Here is a 16,460-nt window from a genome sequence, read left to right on the forward strand (position 1 = left end):
AAGATGAAGAAGAATATTTATAAAATTTTAGGAGCAATCCTTATGTTTTCTTTTGCCAGTTATAAAGGACAGGCAGAACAAATTGAGCTTCAAAAAAATGATCATTTAAGTAATTCCAATGTCAATATTTATAATGGGATTCCAGGTATAAGTTTACCTCTTTTTAATATAAAAACACAATCAAATATCAATATCGGAGTTTCACTTTCTTACTCTACGGAAGGAGTTTCTGTATATAAAATGATCAGTGATGTGGGCAAAGGATGGAGCTTACAGTATGGGGGAAGTATTTTTAAAACGAACACAAAAAATGATAACGATTATTCAAGTAATGCTGATGAGGCGTTTTCTGAGATTTATAACTATAGCTTTTTAGGGGAGTCCGGTAGATTTTACATCGGAAAAGATCAAACAACGAATGAACTGACTGCTGTAATGCTACAGCCTTCAAATCATAAAATAATCATTACTAAGAATAGTACTACCACCAATAAAGTTTTATCCTTTACTATTATTGATGAAAATGGGAACTCTTATCTTTTTGATAAAATTAATATTGATAAATTTCGTCTCACATTTGCATTAGGAGACCCGCTCATCGAGTCACCATCAAATACAAAGTTAACCAACAGTGCATTTTTACTTTCATCAATTGTTGATAATAAAAATCGACAGGTTGCCACATTTGAATATGAAACGACGACTGAGCTGGTTAGCCAATCCATCGGAACTGTACAAGACAATAAGATCAAAAAAATTACGATCAATGGATATGGAAGTATTGAGTTTAAATACAAGTTTAATAATACTCCGCACTCCGTTAAAAATAAAGGAAATGTAGATTGGTATCAGACAGATCGGTTGATCCTGAGAGACAAAAATAATAATATTGTTAATCAGTATGCTTTCTTAGGAGACGGAACATTTTTAACTGATTTTCAAAGCCTGGATAAGGATAATAACATTATAAGCAGACATACCTTCGAATACAATAAAATTTTGGGGGTAAATCCGGAGCTGTCAGATGCCTTTGGGTATGCGAATGTTTATGATCCTTGCAGCCTGGATGAAGGAGTTCTGAAATCACCATCAGGTACCAATCCCAAAACATCCAATTTAAATTCACTGAAAACGATCAATTTGCCTACTGGTGGGCGTATAGAATATGAATTTGAAAGCAATTCAATTGAAGAGCCCAACCCCGGTTATAATGACGTATGTATTGATGGGGCGTGCCATGATTATTATGATTTGGATAAAATTTATACTCTTAATTTTGACACGAATGACCCTTCGATCAATTATGATTTAAACTTTCCTCCGGGTTACAAAGGAAATGTATATGTGGCATATTCCTATTCTCTGTATCCTTACCCTCCTTCAAAACCCGGAGTGCCAGATGAAATACAATATGATCTGCTGGGCGTAGATGGAAGTATTTTATTACCTCATTCATTTATCAATTCTGCGACGGGTTTTGAATGTCCTTCGATAAGATATTATTTTGAAGGAAATGCTACGAAGGTAGCTTTATCAGGAGCAAGGCAAGGTTATGGAAAGTTGGAGTTTTACAGAATCAAAGAAGCCAGAAAACACAATAATAAATTTGGATATGGACTAAGAATAAAAAGTATTAAAAATTTTGATGCAGAATCGACTGTGCCTTCAAAATGGGTAGAATATGAATATAATAAATTCACAGATCCTCTTACATCAAGTGGAGAAACGGTTGAGGAAGATGCATTGCTTTCGGCAGTTTATTTTGATGAGAGAGATATCAATAAAAATATTGCCTATTCCAATATTAAAGTAATTAATAAGCTGGATAACACCTATACAAAGCATACTTTTTATACTTCAGCGGAAGTATTTAATCTTTCGGGGTTAACGTATTCTTTTATAGATTTTAGCGGCTATTTAAGACGAAAAGGTCTTATGAAGAGCACGCAGGTTTACGGAAATAATAATAACCTTATACAAGAGTCAGAATTCTCTTATCAGCCTGAAATTTTAACATTCAATACGATAAAATACAGTGGACAGCCGATTAAAAAAGTCTTTATCAAAAAAGAAACTAAAACAATAAAGGATAAAGTAGGTGACATTTTTTTAACCAATACTCTGGAAAACCAATATGAGAGTTTGTATAATAATCCGGTTTCACGCAAACAGATATCTTATGACGGATCGGTAATTGAAAGTAATTATAAATATGCAAATGAAAAAAGCATTCAAAAACTCCTGAATGCTAATATCGTTTCAACTCCTTTGGAAACAGAAGTGAAGAATGATGGAACACTTGTAAGCAAATCAGAAGTGAAGTTAGATGATCCGGCAACTTTATATCCAACATCAACGTTAACATATAATATTGCTAATCAGAATTCTTCCAAGAAGATTATTTTTAACAATTATGATAACAAAGGGAATCTTAGAGAGAGCAGTGCCGAGAATGGTATTCCAGTTGCCATGATCTGGGGGTATCATCAAACCAAGACAATAGCCAAAATACTGGGAGCAAATTATGCAGATATCGAAAATAATAGTTCTGTAGTTGCGGCTATTGCAGCATCAGATGCAGACGATGACAATTCTTCCAATGAAACAGCCTTGATTCTTGCTCTTGACAATATGAGAAAGGATAATGCTTTAAAAAATTATCAGATTGAAACATATACTTATGATCCCCTTGTAGGAATCACCAGCAAGACAGCTGCCAATGGTTTAAGGGAAACTTATGTATATGATTCAGCTCACAGAATGTCTCAGATTCTGGATAAGGATGGGAAAGTTCTTAAAACGTATGGCTATCATTACTCTCCTGTAATTTATGCAAATGAAGAGATGGGTAATGATTATATGACTAATAATTGTTCCGCAGGATATTTACCTAATAAATATACCTATTGGGTTCCTGCCAAGAAATATTTTTCGCAAATAAGTCAGGATGACGCTAATCAAAAAGCGTATCAGGATATGCTGGTCAATGGGCAAAATACGGCTAATCAAGTAGCAGGATGCACACTTGTAGCATGTACAGTTACTAAAGGATATGATATTGCTGTATTGAACAGTGCGTCTCTTGTTATGCCTGATACTAATAATTTCAGATTACAAATGAGTTTTCCTTACGACAGTAGTCTTACATGGGCAATAGGAAAAACGGTGGGGAAAATAAATGGAAATTGTATAAGGGCTATAACGGGCACTCTGAGTGAAGCAGGAAGAACATTCAATTATGGAAACTGGAAAATAACCATCTATCCTACAGGAAATATTTTTGCACAACTTACCACAGGATCGTCATCGCTTCCAAACGGAACCATTGTGAATTTTGATATTACATTTCCTATCATCCTTTAATATAAAAGATCATGAAGAAAATACTATTAATCGGAGGTTTCTTATTGGCTTCAGGACAATTAATTGCCCAAAGTATCTCGCCTACCGGTACAAAAAATTATATATATACAAAGGGCTGTTTGGATGCTGATTGTGTGAAAAAAGCAGAAACCGTTCAGTATTTTGATGGGCTTGGAAGACCTAAACAGATTGTTGGAGTAAAGGCTTCCCCCTCTCAAAAAGATGTGGTCAGCCATATAGAATACGATCCTGATGGAAGGATCTCAAAATCATATTTACCGGTTCCCCAAACAGGAACCCAGAACGGATCTTTCTATGACAATCCTTTGGATAATGCAACCAATCCTGACATTTATGGAGCTGAAAAGATATACTCTAAGCAGGTGTTGGAAAATCTTCCATTGGCTAGGGTAAAAGAAGCCTACAATGTAGGGAATGCATGGTCAGATAAACCTGTAACATATACTTATAAGACCAATACTTCTGCCACTGAAGTGAAAAAATATGGCATTACGACAACATGGGTAGAAAGCAGAACAGATTCTCAGTTAAGTGCTACAGGAGCATACTACCCTGTCAATTCTTTAATCAAAACTTCTGTTACTGATGAAGATGGCAATACCACTGCAGAATATAAAAATGGAAAAGGACAGACGGTACTTATCAGAAAAAATGACGGAACACAGGATGTAGATACCTATTATATTTATAATGAATATGGTCAACTGGCATTTGTCATTCCACCGTTAGCATCGGTTTTAGCTGGCATTGACGAAGCCAAAAGAAACAGTCTTTGTTATCAGTATCGTTATGATGAATTCGGGAGATTGGTAGAAAAAAGAATTCCGGGAAAAGGTTGGGAATATCTTGTTTATGATAAACAAGACAGACTGGTTCTTACACAGGATGCCCTATTGGGGACCACCACCAATAACTTTACTAAGAAAGGGTGGATGTTTAGCAAATATGATCAATTCGGAAGAATTGTGTACACCGGTTTTTTTGCGAGTACTGCCACAAGATCTACAATGCAGACTGCACTCAATAATATGACGGTCAATGCAGGAAACAATGAAGAAAGGAGCTCAACTCCATTCACACTGAATGGAATAGATGTATATTATACCCAAAATGCCTTTCCGACAGGAAGTATGACGATTCTGAGCGTGAATTATTACGATACCTATCCTCAGCTTCCTTCAGGTGTCAGTATTCCTACTCAGATTTTAGGTCAGAATGTATTGACTCAGGACAGTCAAAACTCTTCTGTCAGCACCAAAACACTGCCTACGGCTACCTATACCAAAAATATAGAAGATGACAGCTGGACGAAAGATTTCATCTGGTATGATATGGAGGGAAGAGCTATTGGTTCTCATTCTGTGAATCATTTGGGAGGCTATACCCAAACAGAATCTTTGCTGGATTTCGCTGGTGTGGTTCAGAATGCCAATACCTATCATCTAAGAAAATCGGGCGAAACAGGAGTTACCGTTAGAGAAAGATATACGTATGATCCTCAGAACAGATTGCTTCAGCATTATCATAAAGTAGACGGTAACCCGAATGAAGAGCTTTTAACGGATAATACCTACAACGAGCTGTCGCAGCTAAAAAATAAAAAAGTAGGAAACAACCTGCAGAGTATAGACTATGCCTACAACATCAGAGGGTGGCTTACCGATGTGAACAGAGATCAGATGGAAGTGGCGAATCTGGATGGGAAACTGTTTGCTTATAAAATAAAATACAATCAGAAACAGGGAATTGATAATCCTGATTCCGCCTTATTTCCAAACAAAAACGTAACCGCCAGATACAACGGAAATATAGCTGAAATAGACTGGAGATCGGTAGAAACAATAGGCGTAAACCCATCTCTGACTCCTAAAAGATATGGATATGCTTATGATAAGCTGAACAGACTTTCAGCAGGCTATTATCAGAACCCGAACAATCCGTACAGCAAAGAAAATACAGAATCTCTGGATTATGACCTGAACGGAAATATTTCTAACCTCTACAGGACTTCTGTTAATGCTTACGGAAGCAATACTGCGACTGTGATTGATAATCTGGTATATGATTATAACGGAAACCAGGCAACAAATATTAATGATTACTCTTACAACCAGACCGGTTATGAAGGTGGAGGACAGCTTATAAAGTATGATCTGAACGGAAATATGACGGAAATGCCGGATAAAGGTATTGATGCGATTAAGTACAATTTCCTTAATCTTTCCAATTATTTACACTTGAACAGAAGCGGTATTGAGGACATTACCATCAATACAAAATACAGTGCTGCCGGGACAAAGCTGAGAAAAGAAAACACCACGGTGATCTCAGGAATTACGGGGTCCACAACAACAAAAACTACAACAGATTATCTGGATGGCTTCCAGTATACTAAAGTGGAAGCTCCCGGTTCTGGAGGTGGTGGAGACCCTCAAATGTTCTCGGCAAGAGCAATGGAACCACAGGCTTTTTCAATTGATTCGGAACCGAAAGGGCTTTTGGGGGCCAAGACGGCGGATCTGCAATTTTTGCCTACCGCGGAAGGATTTTATGATTATATAAATGATCAATATATATATCAATATATAGATCATTTAGGAAATGTAAGGGTAAGCTTTGTCAGAAATAGTGCAGGTGGACTTCAGCTTAAAGACAACAATGATTACTATCCTTTCGGGATGAATCATCTGAAAACCGGAAATGCCTATTTCGGAGCAGGAAGCTATGTGAAATATAAATTCGGAGGTAAAGAGCTGCAGGAATTTGGAGCTTATGATTTTGGAGCCAGAATTTACATGGCGGATATCGGAAGATGGTTTGCCGTAGATCCAATGGCTGAGCAAAATTCGGATCTTACTCCATATCGTTATGGCTTTAACAGCCCACTCATGTTTACGGATCCTAATGGAATGTTAGAAATGTCTACAATTGATTCCATGATGGAGTATGAAGGAACTTGGTATAATACGGGATCTGGATTTACCAATAACTCTGCCATGAAGTCGATAGATTATGATGGCAATTTTATCAATTGGGGTGAAGATTATACCAATGGTTTATTAGCTAATATTGGGGTTGTCAATGGTGGCGGAGATGTTGCAGGTACTGCAACTTTACCACTAACTTGGGTAGGCGATCCTAGTAGTATAACTTGGGCTTGGCAGATACTTGCAAATCAACAAGCTTTTGTTGAAAAAATGAATTCCCGTCAGGCTTTAGAAGAGGAAAGGCAGCTCTTCTTAATGATGAATGCTGGAAGGTTAAATGACCATGGAGTAACGATGATTGGTGGAACTGGTGATTTTTTAGGTATCTTTGACATTGCGGGGCAAGTGATGAGCACTTGGGAGCCCAAGAACAGGTATCTCGCAATGGCTGCGGGGATTTTTGGTGCTGTTGCGTTAAAAAAACCAGGGCTGGCTTTAAAAGAAGTACAAGGAGAAGGAAAAATAATTGGTTTGGGAATTAATGCAGATTTAGCTTTGCATAGAGGGACAGGTGCAATAACTTGGCAGGAAGCACAATGGCAAAAAGCAGGTTTAACTAAAGTAGATTGGGCTAAAGCGCTTTTTGATAAATATCACTTTAGATCCTCGTTTAGAGAAGCCGCTGAAAATGCAGCTGGTATTAGATTTGAGGTGACAAACTTCAACCCATTATATCATAAGCCAGGAATGACAAATTTTGAATTTGATCACATATTAAGTACACCTGCATTATTAAATAAAACAACATTTATAAAAGGAGGAAATCAAGTTCTTTGGAATGGAGTAGAATTTATAAGTAAATAAAAATGTATTATGAAAATATCATCAAAAATACAGGAAATAAATGAAATTTTAGTTGATTATGAAGGAGATGAGGCAAGAATATGGCTGTTCGATATTAGTCATACAAAATTAGGGTTAAAAATATATTCAAATAAAAAAGAAGAAGTTATTTATTTAGTAATATCAGGCTGTAAACATATTAAAGGCTCTTTTTCTGTTAATAATCCTAAATTCATTGTTACTGAGTCTTTTGATTCTGAAATTACAGAAACTGTATTTAAAATTCTTGATAAGTCTTCTGATTTTGAATTAGTTGCGAATTCAGGTATTGCTTTAGCAAAAGGGTTAGACGAAGAATTCGGAAATTCTTTTGAAGATTTTTTAAAGGAATAATAAAAAATCATGAACCAGCAATTTTTAAGCCCTAAATAAAAATATGGAAGCAGTATTCCTGGAAAAATTTTGGAACGAAGAAGAGATAATGTTTATTTCTTGTTAAGAAAATTAATAGGTGACAAGCGTGGTTATAGAGAAATTATTAATAGCGAAAAAGAAAGTGGATCAAGGTATTTTATAGATATTTTATAGGTGTTTTGGTAATACTAGTATTTATAGTTTTTCTTGTTAAATGTACTTCCTAATTATAGGTAATGCTGCCAACAAATATATTGGTTTGAAAGTAATGTTTCAGAGTTAGTGATGGAAGCGCTATAAAAAATAAATCATTGATTTTCAAAACCCATTAAAAAAGATAATCTTAAAACAAGAGTAGGTATTTCCCTACTCTTGTTTATTTTTGAAGAAAAAACATAGACAAATGACTGAAGATCGTTCTTCATATATTAGAATTAGTGATAAATTAACAAAACCATTGTAGAATGGTTTATAAAAATGATAAAAGAGTAAGAAAATAATTTCATGAAAAATATAGTTTTTTTATTTTTTTTAAGTTTATGTACTTGGGCTTGTCAAGCAAAAAAAGTAACCATAAGTTCAAAATCATTTAATATTAAAAGAAAAGTAATCTCTTTTAGAGAGAATTCGGAAGTTTTCCTATTAATATCAGATAATAAAGATGTTATAGAAGTATTTAAAAAAGAAAGTGGAGTAAAGTGTACTAATATTAAGTTAGGAAAAAGCTATACATTTAGAGTGATTCCTGTTAGTGATCTTATACAACATGGTATCGAATCTCCCAATGAATATATTTTGAATGATTCAACTATAATTGAATATAATCATTATTATACTTCCGAAAAAAATAAAAAAATTTGTATAATACAATAGCTTTAACTCCAGCTGGTGCGAGCGCTTCGCTCTTTTGAAAATAAAACCCATATCAATTATGATGGTTTTTTTGTTATATAATTTTATGTTTTCTCTGGATGGTAAAAAATTAAAAAAATCCCTAGAATAAGCTTATCCCTCCCGCTGCCGCGCGAGTCCTTTCGTGTGGCATTTTATTAATAATTACTTTTTGTAGACTAGCATTTTTATATCTTTATCTAAAACATATCGTGATGAGTAGAAATTATAAATTCCATAATCCAGAAGGACTATATTTTATAAGCTTTGCTGTAGTAGGTTGGCTTGATGTATTTATCCGAAATGAGTATAAAGAGCTTTTGTTGGAAAGTATAAGATTTTGCCAAAAAACAAAAGATTTAGAAATTCATGCTTGGTGTATCATGTCCAGTCATGTGCATTTGGTTTTTAGAAGTATAAACAAACAGAAACCAGAGTTATTGATTGGAGATTTGAAAAGGTTTACAAGTAATTCAATTGTAATGGCTATTAAAGAAAATCCTAAGGAAAGCAGAAGAGAAATCTTATTGGATTACTTTTTAAAAGAAGGTACAAAAAGCTCAAATGTTAACAAATATCAATTTTGGCGACATGATAATAAACCTATTGAATTATGGAGTAATAAAGTTATCAGTCAGAAAATTAACTATATCCATCAAAACCCTGTTGAAGCAGGTTTAGTTTTTCGTGCAGAAGATTATAAATATAGCAGTGCGGTTGATTATTCTAATGAAAAAGGACTTTTGGATGATATTATAGTTTTTAGAATGTTTGATTTATAATTTTCTTAGCCACACGAAAGGATTCGCGCGGCAGCGAGGGGGGCATATTGAAACATTCTTCCGTCCAACTAATGGAATGGACTATTACTTTAAACAATTTCAAATGTATGGAAAATAATATTATTAGGAAGTATAAATGTCCATGTTGTGGATATTTTACATTAGAGCAAAGAGCAGATAATACTTTTCAAATTTGCCCAGTGTGTTATTGGGAAGATGATGGCGTCCAGCTTAATGACTCCAGCTATCAAGGCGGAGCAAATAGAGTAAGTTTAAACGAAGCAAAAATTAATTTTGTAAAATTTGGAGCAATAGAAGAAAGGTTTGTAAATCAAGTACGACCACCTAATGAAGATGAGATGAGGGACTAAAGTAATATTAATGATTGAACTAATGCAAGAATTGTACTTAGACCAAACAGTAAAGGTGGTTATTTTATTCTAACTGCTTTCCAAAGGTAAATAATTAAAAAAGTAATTGAATATGAGCTTTATAAAATATTTTCCAAATTAAAAAATGAAAAAAAACCTAGAATAAGCTTATACATCATATTTTTGTTATCTTCCCCTCCTATAAAACAACCTTACAACAATGAAAAAAGTAACAGGAATAGGCGGAATTTTCTTTAAGTGTAAAGATCCTAATGCAATGAACGAATGGTATAAGACCCACTTAGGATTCAATACAAGTCCTTACGGAACAAGTTTTGAATGGCGCGAAGAAGAAGACCCTTCGAAAAAAGGGACCACACAATGGGCTCCATTTGCAGAAAATACAACCTATTTTGAACCTGCTGTCAAAGAATTCATGATCAATTACAGAGTAGAAAATCTGGAGGCATTAGTAGAAGAATTAAAAAAAGAAAATGTGACTATTCTTGATGAAATTCAGACGTTTGATTATGGAAAATTCATTCATATTTTGGATATGGAAGGAAATAAAATAGAATTATGGGAACCTACAGATCATAATTAAATCATCATCTCAAAACAATATTTTCTAATGATACAATAAGGCTAAAAAGACTGATCTTTTTAGCCTTTATTTATGGAACTCAATTCAATCCATTTAATTTCTCTGATGGAGTTTAAGGCTTTGTTTAATTAGTTTTTATTTTCTTTCCTTTTTTTATATTTTGCATCGAAATAAAAACATAAAAAAATAAGTATCTTTACTTATATTTCTCGGGTATGCAAGACCATCATCAATTATCGCAAATTGAGATTTTTAAAAATTTAACTAATCAGGAATTATCTGCATTAGCAGCAATTTGTACGTCTCTGCGTTTATCTAAAAAAGAAAAGCTGTATGAGCCCGGAAGTCATTTTGATCAGCTATTCGTTTTAAAAAACGGATTAATGAGATGGTATTTTGACAATGAAGTGGGTACAGAAAACAATCTTTTTCTTCCTTCAGAAAAAGAGCATGCTCTGGTTGGTATCCCGGAATTTTATGAGGGTCACCGAACCTCTAAATATCATATTGAAGCGGTTGTAGATTCTGAAATTTTACTTTTCGACAGACAAAAATTTGAAGAACTGGCATTTACCCACCGCGGAATTTACAATTTATATATTCATTCTCTTAAAAATGTAATCAATGTATTGCGACTTCGAACAGAGCAACTTTGCACCCATTCTCCGGATCTGCGATACGAAGTTTTTTTAAAAGACCGACCTTTTACCACACGGAATGCCAACCGTAAATATGTTGCTAGTTTTCTGGGAATTACCCCTAATTCTCTGTCAAGATTAACAGCCCGCATACAGAAAAAACAACATCCAAAAAAATAACTTAGGAATACTTTTTTCAGGTTTGTTCGTTTTAATTTCGCAGCATCAAAATACTGTACAACAAATAATTACAGTGTTTTCCATGACTGTAAATGATTAAAACAAAAACAATGAACAAAAACATTCTTACCGTAAGCATCTTTAGCTTATTGATGACTTTTACGGGTATTGATGCGAAAGCACAAACAAGCCCGGCAGAACAAATCAGTGAATACATCACTTCTGAAATGTCATTTCTTACAATGACCGCTGATCAGTCACAACAGATTTATCAGATCAATCTGCAATCTGCCCTTGCACTAGAAGACCTAGACCAAAAAAGAGCCGGTTTATCTACTTCACAGGCAGACAACATGAAAGATTTCGTTCAAATTCTCAAAGATCGAAATGCTGCCTTGTACAAAGTTCTTTCTCCGGCACAATATGATTTATTTTATGAAGACAAGATTGCCCGCGCAGCAACTTTCAGAACTTTTATTATGTTTCAAATGCTGGATCTGACCCAAGACCAGATGGAAACGGTTTTCAATATTAACAGAAAGGTAGTTGAAGGCATACGACCGGAATTAGATGCTTATTTCTCCGCCGGCAACAATCGAGGAAGGAAGAAGGCACAACGAAAGCTTCAAAAAAGTTTAAAGAATGCAGATCAAGTTTTCGATCAGGTTCTTAGCCCTCAGCAAATAAAAATATATCATGAAAATGCCGATTTTCTTCGCAAGGCTATTCGTGAAGATTACGGAACAAATTAGTTTTTAATCAACCATTCATGGTTCTCGGTATTGCAACAAAAGTAATACCGAGTTTTTTACCCCTTATTCTTTTACATTTTATGCAAAAATATCTCACAATATTATGTTTACTCCTGGGTTGTGGTTTTACATATGCTTCAACAGGAACGATAGAAGACTCCATTGCGGATACAGCATCCTGGATCATCTTACTCATCTTACCGTTTGCCGGCATTTATCTGTTTTGGAAAGTTCATATTTATCCTGAAAAGGTAGCGGAAAAGAAGAACCATCCTCAGCTCAACGCCATCAAAAGTATGTGCCTGCTTTCACTGGTTTTCGGTGGACTGCTATGGCCTGTTGCTCTTATTTGGGCCAATTATGATTATTCGAAAGATAAAAAAATAATCTCCGAGCCAGCAGCAGAAGAAGAAGAAGAACCTTTATCAGAACCTATACAAAACCCTCAAGAATAAAATACTATGTTAGAATTATTAATCGGAATATATGCCGGCATCTGTTGGCTCCTTATAAAAAAACTTAAACTCATCCCCTGGACTTTTACTACACAAGTTGTGGTATTCTCCCTTCCTATTTTCGGATCTATTGCTTTAATATTAAGCCTTAATTACTTCTGCCCTATCACCTCAGATGTAAAAGTGGGTAATCGTAGTGTTGATATTTCCACCCAAATTTTGGGTAAAGTAAAAAAGGTGTATGTAAAAACCAATCAGGAAGTTAAAAAAGGAGATACTTTATTTGTTTTAGATCCCGAACCTTTTAAGCAGGAAATCAAATCACTGGAAGCACAACTCAGCAGCATGAAGGCCAATGTATCGTCTTATACCTCAGATATTGAAGCTTCCGGTAAAAATATCAGCAGTCTTCAGTCTCAATTGGCTTTAGCCAATAAACGAGTGAATCAATACCAGGAATTGGTGGCTGCAGGTGCTGCCAATAAATTCGATCTTGAACAAGCCATGGCAAGTGCTCAGGATTTGCAGTCCAGAATCAGTGCTGCACAATCTTCAAAAAGCTCTTTAGAAACTAAATATAATGCTTCTTATGATGGCGAAAACTCTTCGGTATCTCAGATTAAAGCAAAATTAGAACAGGCTAAATGGAATCTTTCCCAAACTGTTGTCGTGGCTCCAACTGATGGAATTATTCCCAATGTACAGCTTAATGAAGGCGCTATAATGGCTCCTTTTAAATCTGCGTTTGTTCTGATCCAAAAGCAACAATCTGTCATTGGATTTTTCTCTCAAAATGAATTAGAATCTGTAAAAAAGGGCAATGAAGTAGAAATCGCCTTAAAAACAGAGCCGGGTAAGGTAGTAAAAGCAAAGCTAGAATATGTAATTGATGCTACAAGCCAGGGTATTATGAACAATGCAGGCGGTATGCTTGGAGGTAACGGTACCACTGCCGGTATTCCCGATACAGCCAGACAATTACCTGAAACCGATGGTAAACTTATCGCCAAGTTTGTTTTGGAAGATGCAGAACATTCTCTTACCGTTGGATCTCGTGGAACTGCCGTAATCTATTCAGATCATATCAAACCGCTGCACCTCATCCGAAAAGTAATGGTACGAGTGAGCAGTAAGATCAATTACTTAATCCCTAAACTTCACTAACATGGTAAAAAAATTAGGGATAAGTGCGATCATTCTTTTGAGTCTGACCTCTTGCATCGGCTATAAAAATGCGACCCCGGAAACTGTGGATGCTTTAAAAAATACAAGTGAAATAAAAGCCAATGTTGAAATCTCCGATAAATGGGTACAAGACAAAAACCAGCATATTGCAGATTTTTCATACGATTGGATTACAGAGCTGAAGACATCTGAATTAGAAAACCTTATTCGTGAAGGACTTGTACACAATGCAGATATTATTATTTCAAAGGAAAAGCTCAATCAGATAGAATTAGCAATGGACATTGCGGGAAGCAACCTCTACCCTACCGTTAATGCTCTTGCCAATACCAATAATAATTTGGTAAGCGGTAGCCACATCGGAAACCTGCAGCTTAAAGCAAATTGGGAGCTTGATCTTTGGGGAAAGAACAAATCCGGACAAATGGCCAGTGTAAGCCGGTATTACTCCGCAGCATTTCAGCAAAAGATGCTGGAGCAATCAGTAGCAGCCATGATTGCTAAAGCCTATTATCTGAATATTGCAGGACAATACCAGGAACAGAAGATTACAGAGTATATTACAAAAACTCAGGATCTGGAAAAAATATATTCCGTTCAGCAAAAGGTAGGAACGGCTAATGCATTAGATATATCCAATATTAAAGCTGAAGTTGTTTTACTCCAATCTTATCTGGAAAAAATTAAAAATGCGAATAGCCAATCCCGAAGAAGTCTGGAAATGCTTTGTGGAAAATATCCTGAAGGATTACTTAAGATAAATGGACAATTTTCATCTTTACAAAATGAAATTCCGGAGGTTTTTCCTTTATCCCTTTTAGAAAAAAGATCTGATGTGATGGCTCAGCAATTTCAAATAGAACGCTCTTTTTATGAAGTACAAGAGGCCAAAGCAGCAAGATTACCTTCTATCAATATCAGTACTTCTTTTGGGGCAGCTGAAACGAATGTTGAAGGAATCAATAATCTTTTTTCTAATCCGCTCCTCAAGATCGGTGGAGGTTTGGTTACCCCAATCTTCAATAGTGGAAAGCTCAAAAAGAATATTGAAGTAAAAACCTCAGAACAAAAAGAAGCAGTTGAAGGATATGCGAAATCTGTCCTTACAGCATTTAATGAAGTAGAATCTGCTTTGGCAAATCTTAGCTCCATAGAGAAGCAAAATATTTTCCAGAAGCAGGCACTCTCATCTCTTCAGGAGAATATTGTTTTGACCAAAAAACAAATTAAAGTGGGAAATAATAATAATTTCACTCTTATTCAAAGACAAAGAGACCTTATCAAAAAAGAAATGAATTCGATCGATCTCGACTTACAACAACGAATTGAGCGTATTAATCTCTATATGGCTTTAGGCTCTAATAACCGTTCTATTTTCTAAAAAAGGTTTTTCATTAGTTTTTTAATATTTTCTACGATAAGCCCAACTTTAAATTTTTGAAGTTGGGCTTATTAGTAAAAATCAAGATCAAAAATAAAACCTATGTACTCTTGAATAAGAACTACAACTTTTATATTAATGATTTGATAATGGTAATAATGCTCATGATAATTACCACAATCCCTACCACCACAAACATTTTCTTTGTAGGCAGCTTGGAAGTAAGCATGGCTGAAAATGGAGCGGTAAAGACTCCCCCCAGCAAAAGTCCCAACACAATATTCCAATGATGGATACCAATCGTAAAAATAAAGGTAATTGCACTTGTTATCGTAAGCAGGAACTTAGCGATAGTTGAGCTTCCCACTACATATCTTGGGGTTCTTCCCTCTTTGATCAGTGTTCCCGTCACCAACGGACCCCATCCACCTCCTGCAAAAGAATCAATAAATCCGCCAATGAATCCTAATATTCTGAGATTGGTTGTTCTTTTGGTTTTAACACGGTCTGTGTTTTTCTCTTTAAATGCATTTTTTAAAATATTCAACCCTAAATATAATGTGTAACAAGCAATGATAGGCTTTACAATATGGGCATAATATTCGCCGTAATGAGATAACGTTAATGCTCCCACAATAGAACCTACAATAGCCAAAGGAAATAATACAAAAACCATTTTTTTATTTACATTTCCCAGCTTATAGTGACTAATACCACCCGCAGCAGTAGTAAATGATTCTGCAGAATGTATACTTGCGCTGATCACCGGTGGCGGAACATTAAGCAATAATAATATGGTTGTACAAATTACACCATATCCCATTCCCATAGATCCTGCAACAATTTCTGCTAAAAAGCCAGCCAGCAACATCCAGTAAAAAATATGACCATCCTTATCAAGAAAAACCTGAATATCTCCTAAAAGTTCAAAATGATAAATAATTCCCCCCAATACTCCAAAAAGAATTAAGACACCTATAATTCCTAAATAAATATTCGCTCTTTTCTGGACTTTTTTGGTGATTTGGATCAGTTTTTCTATTTCCAGATCGAATGGAAGAACACGCTCCTTTTCTTCTTCCAGATATTGTGTGGTGAGCCTGTTGAGCTCTTTTACTTTGTAATCGAAATCTCCTTTTAATTGATTGCGAATATCCTGCATATTGTCCAATACATTATCCATTTCATCGGGAATACTTTCTGTCAAAATTTCACGGACTCTTTTGGCAATAGTTGGAGATTTTCCGTTGGTGGAAACCGCAATTTTCAGGTCTCCTTTTCGGACAATTGAACCTAAATAAAAATCACATAATTCCGGTTTGTCGGCAATATTTACGAGTATATTATAAGAATGAGCATGACTTCGGATATGCTCAGCTAAAGAAATATTATTCACTGCTGCAATTACAAGGTCTACATTACTGAAATCATTATCATGATAAGCTCTTTCATGTAAGATCAGGTTCGGATAGATCTCCTGCAAAGTTTTAACTTCAGGCATAATTTCTTTAGCAACTAATTTAATAGGTGTACCCGGAGAATTGCCCAAAACAGACTGCAGTTTTTCCAACGCAATTTTTCCGCCTCCAATAATCAGCAATGAAAGCTTTTCGAGCTTCAAAAATACGGGGTATAAAGTATTGCTCATCTTGA

Annotated in this window: 13 protein-coding genes; 12 read left to right on the forward strand and 1 reads right to left on the reverse strand. The window is 35.2% G+C overall.

The window, feature by feature from the left end:
* Positions 1-3: 3 nt before the first annotated feature.
* The 12 genes from LV842_RS10945 (at position 4) to LV842_RS11000 (ending at position 14,807) form a co-directional block, all read left to right on the forward strand.
* The gene (locus LV842_RS10945; protein ID WP_233111496.1) at positions 4-3,363 is read left to right on the forward strand and encodes a DUF5977 domain-containing protein; all 3,360 of its coding nucleotides are present in this window, start codon (positions 4-6) and stop codon (positions 3,361-3,363) included.
* Positions 3,364-3,374: 11 nt separating this feature from the next.
* Complete coding sequence (locus LV842_RS10950; RefSeq protein WP_233111497.1) at positions 3,375-7,175, forward strand: DUF6443 domain-containing protein; 3,801 nt, start codon at positions 3,375-3,377, stop codon at positions 7,173-7,175.
* Positions 7,176-7,184: 9 nt separating this feature from the next.
* Positions 7,185-7,547, forward strand: coding sequence for a hypothetical protein (locus LV842_RS10955; RefSeq protein WP_233111498.1), 363 nt, complete (start codon positions 7,185-7,187; stop codon positions 7,545-7,547).
* Positions 7,548-8,072: 525 nt separating this feature from the next.
* The gene (locus LV842_RS10960; protein WP_233111499.1) at positions 8,073-8,441 is read left to right on the forward strand and encodes a hypothetical protein; all 369 of its coding nucleotides are present in this window, start codon (positions 8,073-8,075) and stop codon (positions 8,439-8,441) included.
* A 233-nt stretch (positions 8,442-8,674) separates the two neighbouring features.
* Positions 8,675-9,241 (forward strand): REP-associated tyrosine transposase, encoded by a 567-nt coding sequence (locus tag LV842_RS10965; protein WP_233111500.1) that lies wholly within the window; start codon positions 8,675-8,677, stop codon positions 9,239-9,241.
* Between the two features lie 107 nt (positions 9,242-9,348).
* On the forward strand, positions 9,349-9,612 hold the full coding sequence (locus LV842_RS10970) for a CPCC family cysteine-rich protein (RefSeq protein ID WP_233111501.1): 264 nt from the start codon (positions 9,349-9,351) through the stop codon (positions 9,610-9,612).
* A 220-nt stretch (positions 9,613-9,832) separates the two neighbouring features.
* Positions 9,833-10,216 carry a VOC family protein gene (locus LV842_RS10975; RefSeq protein WP_233111502.1) on the forward strand — a complete coding sequence of 128 codons (384 nt, stop codon included), beginning with the start codon at positions 9,833-9,835 and terminating at the stop codon, positions 10,214-10,216.
* A 215-nt stretch (positions 10,217-10,431) separates the two neighbouring features.
* Positions 10,432-11,034: a Crp/Fnr family transcriptional regulator gene (locus LV842_RS10980; RefSeq protein ID WP_233111503.1), complete on the forward strand. Its 603-nt coding sequence runs from the start codon at positions 10,432-10,434 to the stop codon at positions 11,032-11,034.
* A 110-nt stretch (positions 11,035-11,144) separates the two neighbouring features.
* Complete coding sequence (locus tag LV842_RS10985) at positions 11,145-11,786, forward strand: hypothetical protein (protein ID WP_233111504.1); 642 nt, start codon at positions 11,145-11,147, stop codon at positions 11,784-11,786.
* A 17-nt stretch (positions 11,787-11,803) separates the two neighbouring features.
* The gene (locus tag LV842_RS10990) at positions 11,804-12,241 is read left to right on the forward strand and encodes a DUF3302 domain-containing protein (RefSeq protein ID WP_233111505.1); all 438 of its coding nucleotides are present in this window, start codon (positions 11,804-11,806) and stop codon (positions 12,239-12,241) included.
* A gap of 6 nt (positions 12,242-12,247) precedes the next feature.
* A complete protein-coding gene (locus LV842_RS10995) occupies positions 12,248-13,405 on the forward strand; it encodes an HlyD family secretion protein (protein WP_233111506.1) in 1,158 nt (385 codons plus the stop codon).
* Between the two features lies 1 nt (position 13,406).
* The gene (locus tag LV842_RS11000; RefSeq protein WP_233111507.1) at positions 13,407-14,807 is read left to right on the forward strand and encodes a TolC family protein; all 1,401 of its coding nucleotides are present in this window, start codon (positions 13,407-13,409) and stop codon (positions 14,805-14,807) included.
* Positions 14,808-14,937: 130 nt separating this feature from the next.
* Here the strand turns inward: LV842_RS11000 and LV842_RS11005 are convergent, their stop codons facing one another.
* Entirely contained in the window at positions 14,938-16,455 is a 1,518-nt protein-coding gene (locus LV842_RS11005; RefSeq protein ID WP_233111508.1) for a TSUP family transporter, read from the reverse strand.
* Positions 16,456-16,460 lie beyond the last annotated feature (5 nt).

Source organism: Chryseobacterium gwangjuense, from assembly GCF_021311115.1.
GTDB lineage: Bacteria > Bacteroidota > Bacteroidia > Flavobacteriales > Weeksellaceae > Chryseobacterium > Chryseobacterium gwangjuense.

Excerpts from the sequence above, each read along its gene's own strand:
- LV842_RS10975 (WP_233111502.1), top strand. The coding sequence starts at position 9,833 with ATGAAAAAAGTAACAGGAATAGGCGGAATTTTCTTTAAGTGTAAAGAT.
- LV842_RS10960 (WP_233111499.1), top strand. The coding sequence starts at position 8,073 with ATGAAAAATATAGTTTTTTTATTTTTTTTAAGTTTATGTACTTGGGCT.
- LV842_RS10970 (WP_233111501.1), top strand. The coding sequence starts at position 9,349 with ATGGAAAATAATATTATTAGGAAGTATAAATGTCCATGTTGTGGATAT.
- LV842_RS11005 (WP_233111508.1), bottom strand. The coding sequence starts at position 16,455 with ATGAGCAATACTTTATACCCCGTATTTTTGAAGCTCGAAAAGCTTTCA.
- LV842_RS11000 (WP_233111507.1), top strand. The coding sequence starts at position 13,407 with ATGGTAAAAAAATTAGGGATAAGTGCGATCATTCTTTTGAGTCTGACC.
- LV842_RS10980 (WP_233111503.1), top strand. The coding sequence starts at position 10,432 with ATGCAAGACCATCATCAATTATCGCAAATTGAGATTTTTAAAAATTTA.
- LV842_RS10945 (WP_233111496.1), top strand. The coding sequence starts at position 4 with ATGAAGAAGAATATTTATAAAATTTTAGGAGCAATCCTTATGTTTTCT.
- LV842_RS10985 (WP_233111504.1), top strand. The coding sequence starts at position 11,145 with ATGAACAAAAACATTCTTACCGTAAGCATCTTTAGCTTATTGATGACT.
- LV842_RS10950 (WP_233111497.1), top strand. The coding sequence starts at position 3,375 with ATGAAGAAAATACTATTAATCGGAGGTTTCTTATTGGCTTCAGGACAA.
- LV842_RS10995 (WP_233111506.1), top strand. The coding sequence starts at position 12,248 with ATGTTAGAATTATTAATCGGAATATATGCCGGCATCTGTTGGCTCCTT.
- LV842_RS10990 (WP_233111505.1), top strand. The coding sequence starts at position 11,804 with ATGGTTCTCGGTATTGCAACAAAAGTAATACCGAGTTTTTTACCCCTT.
- LV842_RS10965 (WP_233111500.1), top strand. The coding sequence starts at position 8,675 with ATGAGTAGAAATTATAAATTCCATAATCCAGAAGGACTATATTTTATA.
- LV842_RS10955 (WP_233111498.1), top strand. The coding sequence starts at position 7,185 with ATGAAAATATCATCAAAAATACAGGAAATAAATGAAATTTTAGTTGAT.